This window comes from Streptomyces sp. P3, assembly GCF_003032475.1.
GTDB lineage: Bacteria > Actinomycetota > Actinomycetes > Streptomycetales > Streptomycetaceae > Streptomyces.
On the sequence record NZ_CP028369.1, the window covers coordinates 3,072,974 to 3,091,053 of the forward strand.

11 protein-coding genes and 1 pseudogene are annotated in these 18,080 nt (G+C 66.2%); 6 read left to right on the top strand and 6 right to left on the bottom strand.

The genetic code is table 11. The features are described 5' to 3' along the window. The first annotated feature begins 349 nt into the window (after nucleotides 1–349). From C6376_RS13790 to C6376_RS13800, 3 genes are all read left to right on the top strand, one after another. A complete protein-coding gene (locus C6376_RS13790) occupies nucleotides 350–3,973 on the top strand; it encodes a LamG domain-containing protein (protein ID WP_254075932.1) in 3,624 nt (1,207 codons plus the stop codon). Between the two features lie 594 nt (nucleotides 3,974–4,567). After that, a complete protein-coding gene (gene prfB, locus C6376_RS13795; protein ID WP_107443690.1) occupies nucleotides 4,568–5,671 on the top strand; it encodes a peptide chain release factor 2 in 1,104 nt (367 codons plus the stop codon). 272 nt (nucleotides 5,672–5,943) lie between these two features. Continuing rightward, a complete protein-coding gene (locus tag C6376_RS13800) occupies nucleotides 5,944–6,819 on the top strand; it encodes a hypothetical protein (protein ID WP_107443691.1) in 876 nt (291 codons plus the stop codon). Between the two features lie 82 nt (nucleotides 6,820–6,901). On the opposite strand, the pseudogene C6376_RS45175 reads toward C6376_RS13800, so the two are convergent. The 5 genes and pseudogenes from C6376_RS45175 to C6376_RS44440 form a co-directional block, all read right to left on the bottom strand. After that, nucleotides 6,902–7,119, bottom strand: a pseudogene (locus tag C6376_RS45175) (IS5/IS1182 family transposase); the annotation flags it as partial. A gap of 81 nt (nucleotides 7,120–7,200) precedes the next feature. Next, nucleotides 7,201–7,425, bottom strand: a complete 225-nt coding sequence (locus C6376_RS13810) for a transposase (RefSeq protein ID WP_107443692.1) — start codon at nucleotides 7,423–7,425, stop codon at nucleotides 7,201–7,203. Then, complete coding sequence (locus C6376_RS44435) at nucleotides 7,426–7,809, bottom strand: hypothetical protein (protein ID WP_173985541.1); 384 nt, start codon at nucleotides 7,807–7,809, stop codon at nucleotides 7,426–7,428. Beyond that, complete coding sequence (locus C6376_RS13815) at nucleotides 7,697–8,242, bottom strand: transposase (protein WP_159083200.1); 546 nt, start codon at nucleotides 8,240–8,242, stop codon at nucleotides 7,697–7,699. The genes C6376_RS44435 and C6376_RS13815 overlap by 113 nt, the downstream gene beginning before the upstream one ends. Then, nucleotides 8,203–8,481, bottom strand: a complete 279-nt coding sequence (locus C6376_RS44440; protein WP_173985542.1) for a hypothetical protein — start codon at nucleotides 8,479–8,481, stop codon at nucleotides 8,203–8,205. Before C6376_RS44440 ends, C6376_RS13815 begins: the two co-directional genes overlap by 40 nt. Before the next feature lie 1,156 nt (nucleotides 8,482–9,637). On the opposite strand from C6376_RS44440, the gene C6376_RS13820 reads away from it, so the two are divergent. Together C6376_RS13820 and C6376_RS13825 are read left to right on the top strand one after the other, a co-directional pair. Then, nucleotides 9,638–16,078 carry an RHS repeat-associated core domain-containing protein gene (locus C6376_RS13820; protein WP_254075933.1) on the top strand — a complete coding sequence of 2,147 codons (6,441 nt, stop codon included), beginning with the start codon at nucleotides 9,638–9,640 and terminating at the stop codon, nucleotides 16,076–16,078. Continuing rightward, complete coding sequence (locus C6376_RS13825) at nucleotides 16,075–16,611, top strand: hypothetical protein (protein WP_107443695.1); 537 nt, start codon at nucleotides 16,075–16,077, stop codon at nucleotides 16,609–16,611. The genes C6376_RS13820 and C6376_RS13825 overlap by 4 nt, the downstream gene beginning before the upstream one ends. Nucleotides 16,612–16,908: 297 nt before the next feature. On the opposite strand, the gene C6376_RS13830 is transcribed toward C6376_RS13825, so the two are convergent. Continuing rightward, on the bottom strand, nucleotides 16,909–17,103 hold the full coding sequence (locus tag C6376_RS13830; RefSeq protein WP_107443696.1) for a hypothetical protein: 195 nt from the start codon (nucleotides 17,101–17,103) through the stop codon (nucleotides 16,909–16,911). Between the two features lie 237 nt (nucleotides 17,104–17,340). Here C6376_RS13830 and ftsE point away from each other — a divergent pair, with 237 nt between their 5' ends. After that, entirely contained in the window at nucleotides 17,341–18,030 is a 690-nt protein-coding gene (ftsE, locus tag C6376_RS13835; RefSeq protein WP_057574412.1) for a cell division ATP-binding protein FtsE, read from the top strand. Nucleotides 18,031–18,080 lie beyond the last annotated feature (50 nt).

Genomic DNA, 18,080 nt, shown 5'->3' on the forward strand with positions numbered 1-18,080 from the left:
ATGGGGGAGGCAGTTAGGGATGTGCTGCGCGGTCTGCGTGCTCCACTCGGCCGTGGGCTGTGCTTTGCGGTGGGTGGGCAGGGCCGGTGGTTTAACAGGGTCGCGCTAATCGAGCGCGGCTCTTGCTGCGGGGCGGCTTGGAGTCCGCACTCCGGTATCGGTGGCGCAGGGCGCTCTTGGCGTGACATTGGAGCGCTGCGTGACGCTGCCTTGACGGGAGGCAACTGAGGGGTTTTGGATGTGAGGATCTTGTGGATCGTGTGACTACGGGGGCATGTCAGTGCAGATTGGGCGGGGCAGTAGAGGTTCAGTGAAATGTCATGCTCATGCCTCATGGAGGGGTTTCAGGGTGGTGTCCGCCGCTTGCGTAGCCCTACTTGCGATCGGTGTCGCGCCCGTTCAAAAGGCGTCCGCTTCTCCCATCGCGGCCACAGCCAGCCCTCTCCTCGAGGGGCAGCAGGCGTTGGCAAGGGCCGAAAAGTCGGGTCGGCAGGTCGAGGTGATGGGGGAGCGTTCAGAGCGGACAACCGTCTATGCGAACCCTGATGGCTTCACCTTCACTTTGCAGGAGTCAGCAGTTCCTGTGCGCGTTGCAAAGCCAGGAGGCGGTTGGACGGCACCAGATGCAACGCTGGTGAAACGTTCTGACGGCTTGGTGGAGCCCAAGGCCGCTGCTGTAGGCATGGTCTTCTCTGGCGGGGGCGTGAAGGCACCGCTTGCCCGGATTGAGGACGAAGGACAGTTGCTGGAACTGCGGTGGCCCGGAATGCTTCCAGAGCCGCAGATCGAGGGGACCAGCGCTTTGTACGTGGGAGTACTGCCCGGTGTGGACCTTAGGGTGAACACGACGCCGGAGAGCTTCCAACCGGTGTTTGTGGTCAAGACAGTCGAAGCAGCGGCGAACGAGAAGCTGAGAAAACTCACTTTCGGACTCAAGGCGGTCGGCTTGGATGTGCGAAAAGGGGCGTCCGGCAACCTTGCCGCCGTGGACGGCAGTGGTCGTACGGTGTTCAAAGCGCCGCCCGCCCAGATGTGGGACTCCAAGGGCGTGGCCTCCGGGACGCAGACGCGGCTGATGGCGGTCGAACGGCCCGGGACCGGTGAGGCGCAGTCGGCTCACCAGTCGGCGACGACGCCGTCGGGTTCCGGATCGGAGCCGGGGCAGGGCGACACCGTGGCCCGTATGGAAGTCGCGGTCGCCAAGGACTCGCTGTCGGTGATCCCAGACTCGGAAATGCTCACGAAATCCAAAGCGTCGGCGTTCCCCATATTCATAGACCCAACCATCACCTGGGGGGAGTCGGAACGCACACTACTGCGGAGCGACGGCTACGAGTCGTACGGTTGGGCCAACGGCGACGATGGCCTTGGGAAAGGTGTGGGGAAGTGCGGCACTTGGAGCGGCTATTACTGTGGTCCGGGCTACACGCAACGCCTGTACTTCGAGTTCTCGCCCGCCAGCCTGAAGGGCAAGAAGGTCCTGGATGCGACGTTTCGGGTGACCGAACCTTGGGCATTTCAGTGTGATCCACGTTGGGTCGATCTGGTTCGCACGAATAACATTTCGTCCTCCACCACATGGTCGACACGGCCGGCAGAGCTGGACCTGATGGTGGATCGCAACGTCTCAGCGGGGCGTGGCTCGCTGTGTGATCCGGATTCGCCGGACGCACCCATCGAGTTTAACGACAACGCGGAGGAAAAGAACGAGAACTTGACGCCGACAGTGCGCGACTTCGCTGCGGGCAAATTCTCTATGCTCACGCTCGAGGTCCGGGCGCACGACGAGTCTGACGCCTCGGCGTGGAAGCGGTTCAAGAACGATGCCGTAATCGCAGTGAAGTACGTGGGTCTACCGGCCCTTCCCACCGAGGTCGGTGTGGTCACAGGCTCTTCTTATGTGTGCTCGAGCAGCTCGGCGTCTCCGAACATGGTGTCCGATCCGACGCCGCTGGTGCAGGGCAAGCCAAGGACTGCCTCCGGCGGTTCGGGCGGCGCCAGTCTCCGAATCCGGTGGCGGACAGAGAAGTACGACGGTACGACGTGGACTGTCGCCCACACGGACATCGACGGCCCGACATCCGGCTATGTCGGGGATTCAGTCAAGCAGTCGAGAAGCCTGCCGACGCTGCAGGAGGGAGTCCTCTACCGGCTGAAGGCTGTGACACTCTCGCACTATGAAGACGGTAGTAACCGCTTGAATTCCGGTTACAGCACGCCCTGCTACTTCAAAGTCGATCCGACCGCTCCTAAGGCTCCGACGGTGACCATCGGTTCCCCGTATACAGAGTGCACGACCAACGCCTGTACGGGCCGGGGTGGACCGGGTGTGAAGGGCACGTTCACGTTTGCGCCTGCGCCGGGGGACACGAATGTCGCGGGCTACCAGTACAGGTTGTCCGGTGAGGAGGCGTGGTCGGCTGACCAGATGGGCTTGACTACGACGATCACCTTCGCGCCCGATAAGTCAGGCCTGATCACGCTGTATGCCCGAGCCAAAGACAGCGTCGGCACCGGCCGCTACGGCGCGGAGATGGCAGTCGATTTCCTGGTGAGCGCAGGCGCGGGGCCGGTCGGGCGGTGGCACTTTGCAGAGACGAGCGGTGCCGCGTTGGACTCGGCGACATCCGATGGTGAGGACAACGCCACGCTGGCAGGTGGCGCAGTGCGCAACGACAAAGGGCGCCGTGGAGTGATCACGAGGGACTCCAGTGGCTTTCCGCTGGAGACGCCGGTCACTGATACAGGCTTGTCTTTGAACGGGTCCACTGCGTACGCCCAGACGAACGCCCGTGTTGTGGAGACCCGCTCAGCATTCACCCTTTCCGCTTGGGTGCGGCTGGAACGCGACGACCGCGACGCCGCTGTGCTCTCGACAAGGGACAGCGTCAGCAGCCCGTTCCTCCTGGAGTACGAGGCGCGTAACAAAACCTGGTGCTTCGGCATCCGGCAGCCGGGTGCCACCGACATGTATACGGGGCAGTATGCGGTCTACCCGGCACAGATCGGCGTGTGGACGCACCTGGCCGGCACATACGATCCGGCGACGGGCAAGCTGATGCTCTATGTGGACGGCCGACGGCAGTACCAGGGCCAGAGCGTGGCGGGCTCGTACGCGTCGACCGCGCCACTGAGTTTCGGACGGCATGAGTTCAGCACGGGCCCCGGGTATTACTTCCAGGGATCGATCGACGAAGTCGCAGTCTGGCAACGGGCGCTGACTGGAGGGGAGATTGCTGAAGAGGCCCGACTAGTGGTGGCGGGTGACACGTTTGCCGGCGTCGAACTGGTAGCGGACTGGAACGCCGAACGCGGCTCGGGTACGTCCATTCCGGACGCCACTTCCGGCTATGGCAAGAGTCTGACTCTGACGGCTGGAGCCACGCTGGAGGAGGGCGCCGCCGTGTTCGACGGGGTCGACGACGCGGCGACCACAGCCGGCCCGGTGATTAACGAGCACGGTGCGTTCACTGTGACGACTCTGGTTCAACTGGATGCCGCGAAGATCCTGGCCAAGGATGTCGGCTATGTGGGGCAAGTGCTGGGGCAGCGCACCGCGGACGGGTCTGCGTGGGGATTCTTTTACCAGCTCACCGGCAAAGAGACCGTATGGGATGAAGAAGCTCTGGAGGAGCGGACCGTTCCTGTCGGGCATTGGCACTTCGGGCGTCTCAACGATGACGGCAGTTTTGCGTCCGTTGTCTCCGACGACGTCGCCGAGTTGGGTAGCCCGGTGCGGTTGACCGGCACGTACGACTCCTTGGAAGGGACGGTCAGTCTCTACCTCGGACACAACCAGAACGGCAGTGCTCGTTCCTTCACGGTCAAGCTCGGCAGTGGCGACTTCACGATCGGCAAGGGCTTCACCGCCGGCGTCTGGAAGCACTATCTGCCCGGTCGGATATGGGAGGTGCGCCTGTGGGCGGGTGCGATGGCCAGTAGCGCGCAAATCGATGAGAGCGTCGGCGACTGAATAAGGCCCGGGGGAGGGCAGCCGAGGCTGCCCTCCCCCGGAACGTCAGACAAATGTGGTAGGGGTCTGAGCGGGGCCATGTCCATATCGAGAACCTGGACGGCGGCGCCGTGCCGCCCGATCCAGCTGCAATCCACTGCTCTTCCGATTTTCGTGGCCGCGAATGTGCGTGCGAGTGGAGGACGGTCGCAGGATAGATGTCACAAATCTACCTGGCGATATTTTGAGGAAAAGGCCGATGACGCGGGTACCGGGTTTGCGTCTGAGCTGGATGTCGATTTGTCTGGTGGTGGCACGCCTACGCTTTCGCGGCGGTCCATCACCAGCTGATTTGTTTCAGTGAACTCTTCGGTCGTCTCCACTATGTTCGATATGTCTTCAATTTTGGCGAACGGGGTCGAAGGGGTCGGGCACGGGGCTGTCCCAGGTAATGCGATTCGTCGCGGCTACCGGTGGGCAGGCTTCGGCTATTCAGGTAGAGGAATCTCCCAGATGCGCTTCTCGGGTTCGAGGAGAGCCCAGTTATCGGGTCGGGCTTCTCGAGAGCGGCACTCACCGGAGCCCGCCGTCAGCCGGGTCCGTTAGGCTGGAGGCGTGGCAGTCGTCGATGTATCCGAAGAGCTCAAGTCCCTCTCCTCGACCATGGAGTCGATCGAGGCCGTTCTGGACCTCGACAAGCTGAGGGCAGACATCGCCGTGCTCGAGGAGCAGGCGGCCGCGCCGTCCCTGTGGGACAACCCGGACGAGGCGCAGAAGATCACCAGCAAGCTTTCCCACCTCCAGGCCGAGGTCAGGAAGGCCGACGCGCTGCGCGGCCGGATCGACGATCTCGCCGTGCTGTTCGAGATGGCCCAGGAGGAGGACGACCCGGACACCCTCGCGGAGGCCGAGTCCGAGCTCGTCTCCGTCAAGAAGGCGCTCGACGAGATGGAAGTGCGCACGCTCCTCAGCGGGGAGTACGACGCCCGCGAGGCGCTCGTCAACATCCGCGCCGAGGCCGGTGGCGTCGACGCGGCCGACTTCGCCGAGAAGCTGCAGCGCATGTACCTGCGGTGGGCGGAGCAGAAGGGCTACAAGACCGAGGTCTACGAGACCTCGTACGCCGAAGAGGCCGGCATCAAGTCGACCACCTTCGCCGTGCAGGTGCCGTACGCCTACGGCACGCTCTCCGTGGAGCAGGGCACGCACCGTCTCGTGCGCATCTCCCCGTTCGACAACCAGGGCCGCCGCCAGACCTCCTTCGCGGGCGTCGAGATCCTCCCCGTGGTCGAGCAGACCGACCACATCGAGATCGACGAGTCCGAGCTGCGCGTGGACGTGTACCGCTCGTCCGGTCCGGGCGGCCAGGGCGTCAACACCACCGACTCGGCGGTGCGCCTGACCCACCTCCCCACCGGCATCGTCGTCTCCTGTCAGAACGAGCGGTCGCAGATCCAGAACAAGGCGACCGCGATGAACGTCCTCCAGGCCAAGCTGCTGGAGCGTCAGCGCCAGGAGGAGCGGGCCAGGATGGACGCCCTCAAGGACGGCGGCAGTTCCTGGGGCAACCAGATGCGTTCGTACGTCCTGCACCCCTACCAGATGGTCAAGGACCTGCGCACCGAGTTCGAGGTCGGCAACCCCGAGGCCGTGTTCAACGGTGAGATCGACGGGTTCCTGGAAGCCGGAATTCGCTGGCGCAAGCAGCAGGAGAAGTAGGTTTGTCGACACGGTAACCGCCCCTGATTCAGGGGCGGTTTGCTTTTTACGTCACATTCACGGCACCAACATCGCGCAAAGCGCCCTGACTTGGACATTGCGTACGCAACGGCCTTGACGCTGCTTTGAAAAATGGGGAGGGTGCAGTGTGGCATGCGCATCTCCGGGGCGCATGTGAACCGGGGGGTTTTCGCTAGATCTCAGCTTCCCCCGTCGATCACAGCCCCCGGCGCGGCCTCATCGACGATTCAGCTACTGGGGGTAGCAACCAGATGACCAAGAAGACGCGTATCCGGGTCGCGCGCATAGCCGCCGGCGCCGTGATCGCCGCGGGCGCCTCGCTGACGGTGGCCGGCGTCGCCTCGGCCACCGGCAACGACGGCGGCCTCAGCGGCCTCGTGTCGACATCCGGTGGAGGGGAAGTCACCCCGCAGACGGGCGAGGAGCCCTGCCCGATCGTGGTCTGCACGGACGGTGGCTCCGAGAACGGTGGCTCCGGCAACGGTGGCTCCGAGAACGGTGGCTCCGGCAACGGTGGCTCCGAGAACGGTGGCTCCGAGAACGGTGGCTCCGGCAACGGTGGCTCCGAGAACGGTGGCTCCGGCAACGGTGGCTCCGAGAACGGTGGCTCCGGCAACGGTGGCTCCGAGAACGGTGGCTCCGGCAACGGTGGCTCCGAGAACGGTGGCTCCGGCAACGGTGGCTCCGAGAACGGTGGCTCCGGCAACGGTGGCTCCGGCAACGGTGGCTCCGGCAACGGTGGCTCCGGCAACGGTGGCTCCGGCAACGGTGGCAGCACCTCTTCCGGTTCCTCCACGTCCGGCTCGTCCTCGACCGGCACCGCGGGGTCGACGGGTAGCACGGGTTCGACCGGCTCCACCGGCGGTTCCGTCACCGGTGGCTCCACCACCGGTGGGCCGGACACCGATGGCACCTCCACTCAGGAGGAGGGCACCTCCGCGCTGACCGACACCTCGGACACCACCTCCGACGCGGCCGCCCAGGGTGGCGGCAAGGAGCTGGCCGAGACCGGTGCGGGCGAGGAGACTACGTTCCTCATCCTCGGCGCCGCCACGATGATCGCCGGCGGCATCGGCTTCCGGGTGCTGCCGCGCCTCGTGGCCGGCCGCGGCGGAGCCGCTGCCTGACAGTGAGCAGCCGTACGCGGACGTGACGTGACAGCGAGGGGTCCGGAGCGATCCGAGCGCTGTTGCTTTATTCGGGGTTTGGCTACTTCGCCCCGTCGACCGTTTGGTCGGCGGGCCGAAGTGCTGTGAAATGGCGGTGCGGGCCCGAGGCATGTCGGCGAAATGGGCGTGGATGCGGGCGAGGCTGATCGCGGCACCTGTGAGTTGGTGCTGGAGGCTGGTCGTCGCTAGGCGCCGGTAGCAGGATCTGCGCATTCCACAGCGCTGGACACCCTGAGAGATGGCGCCTTCGAATCCGGCGGGGCTCTTGTTGGCGTCGGCTGAACTCGGGTTCTGGATCACTTTTGGTGCCGGAGCCACGGAGGGTCACCACGCCCGCGATCATGAGCGGCCTCGCGCCGCAAGGAGGACTCTCTTGGGGAGCAGGTCGAAGTTGGCGCGGCCGAACATCTGCCGCTTGAGCATCTTGATCTTGTTGTTGTGGTCTTCAACGGCACCAGAGCTGTAGAGCAGGCTGAGCCCGGCGACGACGGCGTCGAGGTCCTGGCCGAGGCCGGTGACGAACGCGTGCAGGGCGGGCAGGTCATCGGCCTGGACGCGCTTGATCTATTGGTCCAGCTGCTGTCCTTGGCGGTTGTTCATCAACTCGGCGAAGGAACACACGTGTTCAGCGGTGCGGTCGAGTTCGGGGCAGCGGGCGAGGATCGTCTTGAGCCGCTCGGCCTGGTCGTCGTCCAGGCGGTCGGGGCGGCGGGTGATCCAGCTGGTCACGTCTCGCACGGATGGGTGCTTGCGAGGCGGATCGTCGTGCGGGAACGCTTCACGGAGTTGCTGCACGTACCTCTTCACGACGCTCTCGCCGCCGGGGTAGCCGCGCTCACGCAGTTCCTCGAAGAGGTGGCGGGCGACGGTACGGCCCTGGGCCCACCGCTGATGGAGATAGGGCTTGTAGGGATCGAGGATGCTGCTGCGGCCGGTCCACCGTCCCACCAGCAGTTCGTCCGCGGTGGCCGCGCGGGCTAGGTGTTCTGCCCACGGTGTTGCGGGCCAGGCTGAGCCGGCGGGCGATCGGCCGCATGCCGAGCCCGTCGTCGAGCAGGGCGTGGACGGCTGCGTGTTGTTCGCGCACCCGGTCCGACAGGCGGCCGGAGTGTCGCGGTTCGCCTGAAGGACGCGGCGCGAGCTCAGCGGTCTTCACAGGTGCGGCGGTGCGGATCAGGCTGGTCTCTTCCGGCTCGCGCAGCAGGGCGCGGTGCGGGATGGCCGTCTTCTCGACGGCCTCGACGAGGTTTTTCCAGATGTGCCACCGGTCCGCGACGTGGACCGCGTCCGGGGCGCCGAGCCGTCCGGCCTCAGCGTATGCGGTCGAGCGGTCACGGCAGATCACCTCGACGCCGGGGTGGTCGGCGAGCCAGGCGGACACCGTGGCCGTGGTGCGGTCGGGCAGCAGATAACCGGACGACGCGTGTCGATGTCCACCAGGATCGTGCCGTAGTTGTGGCCCTTGCGCAGGGCGAACTCATCCACCCCCAGCACCCGCGGCGTGTGGACTTGAGGCTCCGGCAGGCGGCGTATCAGCCGCAGCAGTGTCGACCGGCTCGCCTCAACGGCGAGTGTGTCCGCCAGGCGGGCGCCGGCCCGGCCTGCCAGCATCACGGCCACCCGTTGCGGCACCGTCTGCAGCCCGGTGCTTCGCCTCCCGTGCCGGAAGGTCAGCCCATTGACCTGCTCGGCGAACGTGGCCTGCGGGCAGGTGCGGGCGCGGCAGCGGAACCGCCGGGACCTGTAAATCGATCACCATAGGACACCCGGCGACCGCCGTATTGGCGAGGCGGCGTACGTATCGGCTGTGCACCCGGCCCGACGTCGTCTCGCAGGCATGACACGCGGCCTGTTCCGCCGATGCACGGGCTCGCACGAGTACCAACTCGCTCTCGACCACTGCCTTTTCGATCACAACGCCTTCAGCCTGGTGGAATTACAGGTCCTGGAGGAACACATCACCCACGGCCGTTCGTGATCGCGGGCGTGGTGACCCTCCGTGGCTTCGGCACCAAAGGTGATCCAGAACCAGCGTTCGGCCTCGTCGAGATCTCCGCCGCACGACGCGGAGAGCGGAGGCAGGCACACCACGGGCCGCGACGAGCGCCCACACCTGGCGCGGTGCAGGCGGCGGCAGTGTGAGCATCCAGCCGCTGCGCAATATCCTGTACCGCCAGGAAGACGCCTCCTGTTCCGTACGACCGGTCACATTGGCATCACGAATCCCAGGCGTTGTTTGTGTGGCCTTAGACCTCGGCATACAACTGTTGGGTGTTGAACGACCCGGGTAAAAGGGGGACTTGAGATGACCGGGACTGCGCCGAGCGTGCTGGGAGCAATGCCGATCGCGCCGGTTGTCGTACGGGATGTCGGCGGGAGTTGGACGACGGTGAGCCGACGGGAGCCCAACCGGTAGACGCGCTTTTGGTGTGGACGGATCACAGACGCGGCAGCGCTGCGTCCCGGCCTGGAGATGGGGCGTTTTCGCCCCCACGCGTCTGATGCGGTTCGGCGCTCGGGTGCGGTCCCTGTGCGCTCTGAGGTGGCCATGTTCCGGTGTGGTGCGTCCCTTTTGGTCAATGACGTTCAGATGTAGCGAGGGGCGAGCGCCCGCCCGCTTTAGTACCCGTGGCCGCCGCCTGGCAGCTCATCCTTCCTCCCGGAGTGCTCTCGGCATTCCAGACTTATCTGAACGGGGTGTACATCAACCATGTCATTCGATGGGATCGGAAAGAGCCGAGCGGAGAGGGCGAGCCAGCACAGACCATGGTCGCTGGTGGCCGTCGTCGCGCTGTCGCTCGTGATACCGACAGGTATCGCTCCTCTCGCCGAGGCGAGTACCGGCGGCCTGGGCCGTCCGGACTTGCCCGAGCAGCGGGTGAGCAAGGTCAAGGCAGTATCCGGGCAGGGCGCGAAGAAGGCACGGCAGAAGGTCGTCAAGGACAGCAAGGCCAACGCCCAGCAGGCGGAGAAAGCCCGGGCAGAGCGAAAGACTGCCTGGCCGAAGTTCGACGAGGCGACCGTGGAGCTGAAGGGCAAAGGCGAGGCATCGCCCGGTGGTCTGCCGATGGCCGTCAGGCCGAAGTCCAAGGCGCTGGCCGTGGACGGGACCGAGGCACACGTCTCGGTACTCGACCAGAAGGCGGCGGACAGAGCAGGCGTCCTCGGTGTGCTGCTGTCTGTCGAGGCGAGCGCCGCGGGCTCGGTCGATCTGAGCGTCGACTACAGCGGCTTCGCCGGCGCGGTGGGTGGCGGCTGGGCCCAGCGGCTGGGCCTGGTGCGGCTTCCCTCCTGCGCGTTGAGCACCCCGCAGAAGACGGAGTGCCGTAAGCAGACACCGTTGACGTTTCGCAACGACACATCGGACCAGACCGTCTCCGCCCAAGTGCCGGTGGCCGAGGCGAAGAGCGGCGCATCGACTCAGCTCGCCGCCGGGACATCCGCCTCCGTGTTTGCGGTCACCGCGACGGACGCCTCGGGTAAGTCGCCCTCGGGCCTCGGCAACTACACGGCGACCCCCTTGGCGGAGTCCTCTAAGTGGGAGGCGGGAGGCAGCTCCGGCTCCTTCACCTGGTCCTACGACCTCGTGATGCCGCCCGCTGCGGCGGGACCGGTGCCCGGGCTCGCGCTGTCGTACGACTCGGGTGGCATCGACGGGCGCACCGCGTCGACGAACAACCAGAGCACCACGCTGGGTGAGGGCTTCGCCCTGACGGAGTCCTACGTCGAGCGCTCGTACGGAAGCTGTGACCAGGACGGCCACACCGAGGTCTTCGACCAGTGCTGGAAGTACGACAACGCCCGGCTGGTGCTGAACGGCAAGAGCAACCAGCTGGTCAAGGATGGCACTTCGGGCGAGTGGCGGCTGAAGGACGACAACGCCTCGAAGGTCACCCGTGACACTGGCGCGGACAACGGTGACAACAACGGCGAGCACTGGACCGTCGTCACCGGCGACGGCACGAAGTACGTCTTCGGCCTGAACAAGCTCGACGGCGCCGGCGACCAGCGCACCAACTCCACCTGGACCGTGCCCGTCTTCGGCGACGACTCCGGCGAACCCGGCTACGACGCCGGTGACTCCTTCGGGGACCGGGCGGTGACTCAGGCCTGGCGGTGGAACCTCGACTACGTCGTGGACACCCACGGCAACGCGGTCACGTACTGGTACACCAAGGAGACCAACCACTACAAGAAGAACAAGGCCACCACCGCCAACGCCGCCTACACGCGTGGCGGTTACCTTAGGGAGATCAAGTACGGTCTACGCAAGGGCGCGCTCTTCACCGACGACGCCGACGCCAAGGTCACGTTCTCGTACGCCGAGCGCTGTACCGCGTCCGACTGCTCCGAGCTGACCAAGAACACCGCGGAGAACTGGCCGGACGTGCCGTTCGACGCGATCTGCGCGAGCGGCGCCGATGACAAGGACTGCAAGACCTCCGCCCCGTCCTTCTTCACCCGCAAGCGGCTCACGGACATCAACACCTACTCCTGGTCCGCCGCCACCAGTGCCTACGCGGCCGTGGACTCCTGGGTGCTGAACCAGAAGTACCTGGACGGTGGGGACATCGGTGACTCCAGCGACCAGACGCTGACCCTGACCTCGATCAAGCGGACTGGCAAGGCGGGCACCGACATCACCCTGGACCCGCTGTCGTTCACCTACCAGATGCGGCCGAACCGGGTGGACGGGGTCGACGACATCCTGCCGCTGACCCGCCCCCGACTGTCGACGATCACCTCGGAGACGGGCGCGATCACCACGGTGACGCTGTCCTCGCCGGAGTGCGTGCGCAGTGAGGTCGTAGGCGCCGCCGAGGACACCAACACCGGCTCCTGCTACCCGCAGTACTGGAACATCAACGGCGGTTCCGAGGCGTCGGTGGACTGGTTCCACAAGTACCGGGTGCTCGCCGTGGTCGTCTCCGACCCGGCCGGCCAGAACGACACCGTCGAGCATTCCTACGCCTACCAGGGCGCGGCCTGGCGACACAACGACGATCCCTTGACCCCGAAGGACGAGCGGACCTGGTCAGACTGGCGCGGCTACCGTCAGGTGACCTCCTACACCGGGGCCACCGACACCACCCGGTCCAGAACCGTCTCCCTCTACCTCCAGGGCATGCACGGCGACAAGAAGAAGGACGGCACCACGAAGTCCGTCACCCTCGCCCCGCTGACCGCCCCCGACCTCGGTATCGCCTCGATTGCAGACAGCGGGCAGTACGGCGGACAGCTACGCGAGGAGGTCACCTACAACGGCTCCACCCCCGTCTCCGTGACCGTCAACGACCCGTGGTCCAAGGAGACCGCCCGCCAGGACCTGCCCGACGCCTCCGACGCCGTGGCTCGCTTCGTGCGGACCGAGCAGACCACCACGCACACCTATCTGACCGGCCCCAAGACCTGGCGTGCCCGCACGACCACCACCGGCTTCGACTCTTACGGCATGGCCGTCACCGTTGACGACTCCGGTGAGATCGGCAAGGGCGGCGACCAGACCTGCACTCGCACCTGGTACGCCCGCAACGCCGACATCGGCATCACCGCGCTGACGTCGCGGGTGCGTACTGTCGGCCGCTCCTGCTCCGTCACCGACGCGGGGTTGAGCCTGCCGACGAATTCCGAGACGCGCGGTGACGTCCTGTCCGACTCCGCCACCGTCTACGACAGCCCGTCCGCCACCGCCTGGAGCGAGAACCAGCGGCCGACCAAGGGTGCGGCCACCTGGAGCGGACGAGCCACCGGCTACCCGGCGGGGGCGACGAACGGGCAGCGCGTTCCCTTCGGTTGGCAGACCACCGGCAGGACCACCTACGACACCCTGGGCCGCACCCTCTTCGTCGCCGACTCGGCGGGCAACCCGACCACCACCGCGTACACCCCCACCGACGTGGGACCGCCGACTAGGACCGTCACCACCAACGCCATGGGTCACAAGACCATCAACTACCTGGACCCGAGGCGCGGTCAGGTCGACCGCAGTTACGACGCGAACGCTAAGAAGACGGAGTTCACGTACGACGCGCTCGGCCGGATCACCGCCGTATGGCTGCCCAACCGGAACCGGGCCGCCGCCCAGAGCGCCAACGGCACCTTCGCCTACCACCTCAGCAACACCAAGCCGTCCTCGGTGTCGACGTCGACGATCAAGGCCGACGGCAGGACGTACAACACCACGTACGAGATCTATGATGCGCTGCTGCGAAAGCTGCAGACCCAGGCTCCGAGCCCCCAGGGCGGACGCCTGCTCACCGACACCCGCTACGACAGCCGGGGCCTGGCCTACGAGAGCTACGACGAGATCTTCGACAGCACGAACGTCCCGAACGGCACCTACACACGTGCCGAGTACGGCGAGGCGCCCAAACAGACGGAAACGGTTTACGACGGCGCAGAGCGCACCACCGCCAGCACCCTGTACGTCTACGGGGTGAAGAAGTGGACCACGACCACGAGCCACACCGGTGACTCCACCGCCACCACGGCGATCCAGGGCGGCAGCGCCTCGCGGACCGTCACCGACACCCGCGGCCGTACGGTCGAGACCCGCCAGTACGAGGGGACCAGCCCGGCGGACGCCGAATTCGGCACCAGCCCCGGGACGGCGTACGCGTCCGTGAAGTTCGGCTACACGCTGGACGACAAAGAGAAGTCGATCATCGGCGCCGACGGCTCGGCGTGGACCTACGGTTACGACCTTTTCGGCCGCCGTGTCTACGTGGACGACCCGGACAAGGGCAAGGCCGAGACCGAGTACAACGCCCTCGATCAGGCGATCAAGGCGACGGACGCACGTCAGAAGAGCATCCTTACCGACTACGACGCGATCGGGCGGGTCACGGGCACCTGGGCGGGGTCGAAGACCGACGCCAACCAGCTCACCGCGCACACCTACGACACGGTCATCAAGGGAAAGCCGGCCTCGTCCACTCGCTACGTCGGCGGCAAGACCGGCAAGGCGTACACCAAGACGATCACCGCCTACGACAGCCAGTCACGCCCCGTCGCCACCAAGCTCGAACTGCCGGGCGATGATCCACTCGTCAAGGCAGGCGCTCCGTCGGTACTGGAGTCCACCAGCTACTACAACATCAACGGAACCCTACAGAACACCCGGGAACCGGCGCTCGGCGGCCTGCCGCCGGAGATCGTCAGCTACGACTACACGGGCCTCGGCAACGTCACGTCGATCAGCGGCAGCACCGGCTATCTACTGGACGTGGCCTACTCCGCCCTCGGCCAGGCCCAGCAACTGACGCTCGGGGTCGCGAACACCGAGGCGCACAAAAAGGCCTATGCCACCAATACCTATGAGGAGGGAACCGGGCGGCTGACCCGCAGTCGTGTCACGGACCAGACCCACCCGTACATGCTGCAGGACCTCAACTACGCCTTCGATCAGGCCGGCAACGTCACCTCCATCGCAGACCCCGCCACCCTCGGCGGCGGCAGCGCGGCGGAGACGCAATGCTACGCGTACGACGGACATCGGCGTATGACTGAGGCCTGGACCCCGCAGTCCCAGAACTGTGCAGATGCGCGCAGCGCTTCCAGCCTCTCCGGTCCGGCACCGTATTGGACCAGCCACACCTACGACACGGCCGGCCAGCGCACCACCGAGACCACGCACACCACGTCGGGCGCCACCACGACCACCTACTGCTACAAGGGGGACAAGCCGCACGCCCTGACCGGCACCAGCGCCAAGGCCGACTGTGCCGCACCCGACCGGGTCTACGGCCACGACCCGGCCGGCAACACCGAAAGCAGGCCGGGCAAGACGGCGGCCCAGGACCTCAATTGGTCCGACGAGGGCAAGCTGGCCAAGGTCACCGAAGGCAAGAAGGCGACCGACTACCTCTACGACGCCGAGGGGACCCTGCTGATCCGCGGCACCTCCGGCGGCGAGCACGTCCTGTACGCCGGAGCGACCGAACTCCACCTCAGAGCCGACGGCACCATGTGGGCCCAGCGCACCTACGGATCCGGGGACCTCACGGTCGCCGTCCGCAGCAACGAGTCCGGCAGCGAGAAACTCTTCTATCTCGCCGGTGACCACCACGGCACACAGACCCTCGCCCTCACCTACGACACGCAGGGGTTGATCAAGCGCCGTATGACGCCCTTCGGCGCGGAACGCGGCGCCACCACAGGAGGCGACTGGCCCACCGACAAGGGCTTCCTCGGCAAGACGGAGGATGTGACGACCGGGCTGACCCATATCGCCGCCCGGGAGTACGACCCCGAGATCGGCCAGTTCATCAGCGTCGACCCCGCTCTGGAGACGGACAAGCCGCAGACCATGAGCGGCTACGCCTATGCGGCCAACAACCCGGCCACCTACAGCGACCCGACCGGCCAGATCCTCACGGAGTGCTACACCGGCGAAATCAAGTGCGTCGGAGGCAAGCCCGTCACCTCCGAGAAGAGCTCCCGCAGCGGACGTGGGAACAAGGGCGGCCAAAGCGGTGGAGGCACGGCCTCCGGTTCTGGCAGCGGTGGGCACTACGTCGTGGGTAGCGCGCAGGAGCCCTACGTCTACTATCGCGACGACTTCCCCTACGACCCGAGTGCCGAGGCCACGGCGAGCGACTACACTACCTGGCTCAAGTGGCAGGGCAAGAACACAGGCGCCTTCTGGTGCAGTTGGATCAGCGCCTGCGACACCTTCGGGGGCCACGGAGGCGACCTCGGCGACGCGGTCGGCATGTACGCGCACTACATGGACGGCAGTGGGCTGGACGCGGAACTCGACTACGAGAAGGCGTACGACCAGGACAAGGGGATTCGCGCCGCGGTGGACGGGGAGGTCGCGTTGGCCCAGACGTGGGCCGAGAAGATCCAGAAGGCCAACAAGAAGTCGACGTTCGACATCACGGGTAAGGCCACCAACGTCGGCGGCAAGACCTACCCGGACACCGAGAACTGGCAGAAGGCGATCGGTGAGCACAAGATCTGGGGCAGCGCGTCGGTCAAGACCAGTGGTGACTCGTTCACCATGCGGATCACCATCCACGCCAAGGACCGCTACGACTTCAACAAGGGGATGAGCGACATCAACACCGGAACGCCCGATGAGGTCAACGGCAGATTCGCCACGCTCGGGTGGGCCAAGCCCTTCATCAGCCGTGGCACGGTCACCCGAGAGGTCACCTGGCGGCGGGGCGACATCCTGGGCTCCACGCTCGTGTCCGGCGGAGGCCGCGGGTGACCACGCGAGCCGGCGTCGCACTCAGGGGCGCACTCGTCGTCGCCGCGGTCGTCTCGGTGGGCTCCTGCGGTTCCCCGGAACAGCAGGGGTCCGCTCCCGGAACGGACGGCGCCTCGGCGGGATGCGAGGTCCGTGACACCACACAGCAGGTCGCCGACCGTTTCTCCGCACTGGGGAAGGTGGTCAGCACCGAATGGTGTGCGATGGACCTCGCCGGCGGCTCGTCCCGCGTCCCCGGCCCGAGCGACATCAGAATGGTCGGCTACTTCGAGACCACGGCCGCGGATATGAAAGAGATTCTTGGCGGCTCCGGTCGGACATTCGAGAAGGCTCAGCCCGAGGACATTCCCGACCCCCTCAGTGGTTCCGTGGGAGGGAAGACCGAGTGGGTGACCAGCCCCGAAGTGAACGAGGAGATCACGGGCGGTCTGTACACCGCGACGTTTTATTTCGACCGTAATTCCCACAAGGTCCTCTTCGACAGCGTCAACCCGACCCGGACCGAGGATGAGGGGGTCGTGGTCGGAGGCTGAGGCCCCCGCGGGGCCCCGGGAGGTCTGCCCGACGCTGTTGGTTTGCTTCCGCAGCCTGCCGGCCGGTCAGCCCTCGACGAACTGCAACACCAGTACCAGCGCGAGCCGACCCCTGACCAGGCAGACCCGCCCCGCACCGGGAACAGATCGACGAACTTCTCGTCCGTGAATACTGTCGGCCTTCGAGACCACAACCGGGTCTTGAAGGCCGACGTCACATAGGGCGCGAATAAACCAACAGCGCCCGATCAGCTCCGGGCCCCTTGTGATGTGCGTGGTGTGGCTGTGACGGGCGGTCTACGCGGTCTGGTGGGCGAGCAGCGCCACCGCCGCCACCAGCACCGCCAGCAGCGCGATCAGCGCCATCGGGTTCAGCCCCGCGAAGAAGTTCTCCTGTTGCTGCAGCCGCTCGCGGTTCGCGCGGCACACGGGGCACCGGCCCTCGCTCACGGGGGCCGCGCAGTTAGCGCACACCAGCCGGTCGTACGTCATGCGCCTCGCCCTCCTTGCACCGGTTCCATGGAGACAACGCCTCCGGGGGCGCGAACGTTCCCTCTCCACTGTGCCAGGTTCCTCCGGCGACCGCGCGGCTCACTCGAAGAGCGGAGGGCGCACGGAGTCCCGTACAAAAGCGCACAAGCCCCACCCAACCCCTCCCGACGCCTGCGCCGCCCTCCCCGGTTCGCGTATGGTCACGCTCATCTACCCCCGGCGACCCGTGGTGCATCCGTGATCCGATTCGACAACGTCTCCAAGGTCTACCCCAAGCAGACCCGCCCCGCACTCAGGGATGTCTCCCTCGAGGTGGAGAAGGGCGAGTTCGTGTTCCTCGTGGGATCCTCCGGTTCCGGCAAGTCCACCTTCCTGCGGCTGGTGCTCCGCGAGGAGCGGACCAGCCAGGGGCAGGTGCACGTCCTGGGCAAGGACCTCGCGCGTCTGTCCAACTGGAAGGTGCCGCAGATGCGCCGCCAGCTCGGGACGGTGTTCCAGGACTTCCGGCTGCTGCCGAACAAGACGGTGGCGGAGAACGTCGCCTTCGCGCAGGAGGTCATCGGCAAGTCGAAGGGCGAGATCCGCAAGTCCGTGCCGCAGGTGCTCGACCTCGTCGGGCTCGGCGGCAAGGAGGACCGGATGCCCGGTGAACTGTCGGGCGGTGAGCAGCAGCGTGTGGCCATCGCCCGCGCCTTCGTGAACCGGCCCAAGCTGCTGATCGCGGACGAGCCGACCGGAAACCTCGACCCGCAGACCTCCGTGGGCATCATGAAACTGCTCGACCGGATCAACCGGACGGGCACGACCGTGCTGATGGCCACACACGACCAGAACATCGTGGACCAGATGCGCAAGCGCGTCATCGAGCTGGAGCAGGGCCGCCTCGTGCGCGACCAGGCACGCGGCGTCTACGGCTACCAGCACTGATCGCCCCCGCCATCGCCCCCGCCCTCGCGGACGTCCCCGGAAAGGCCTGA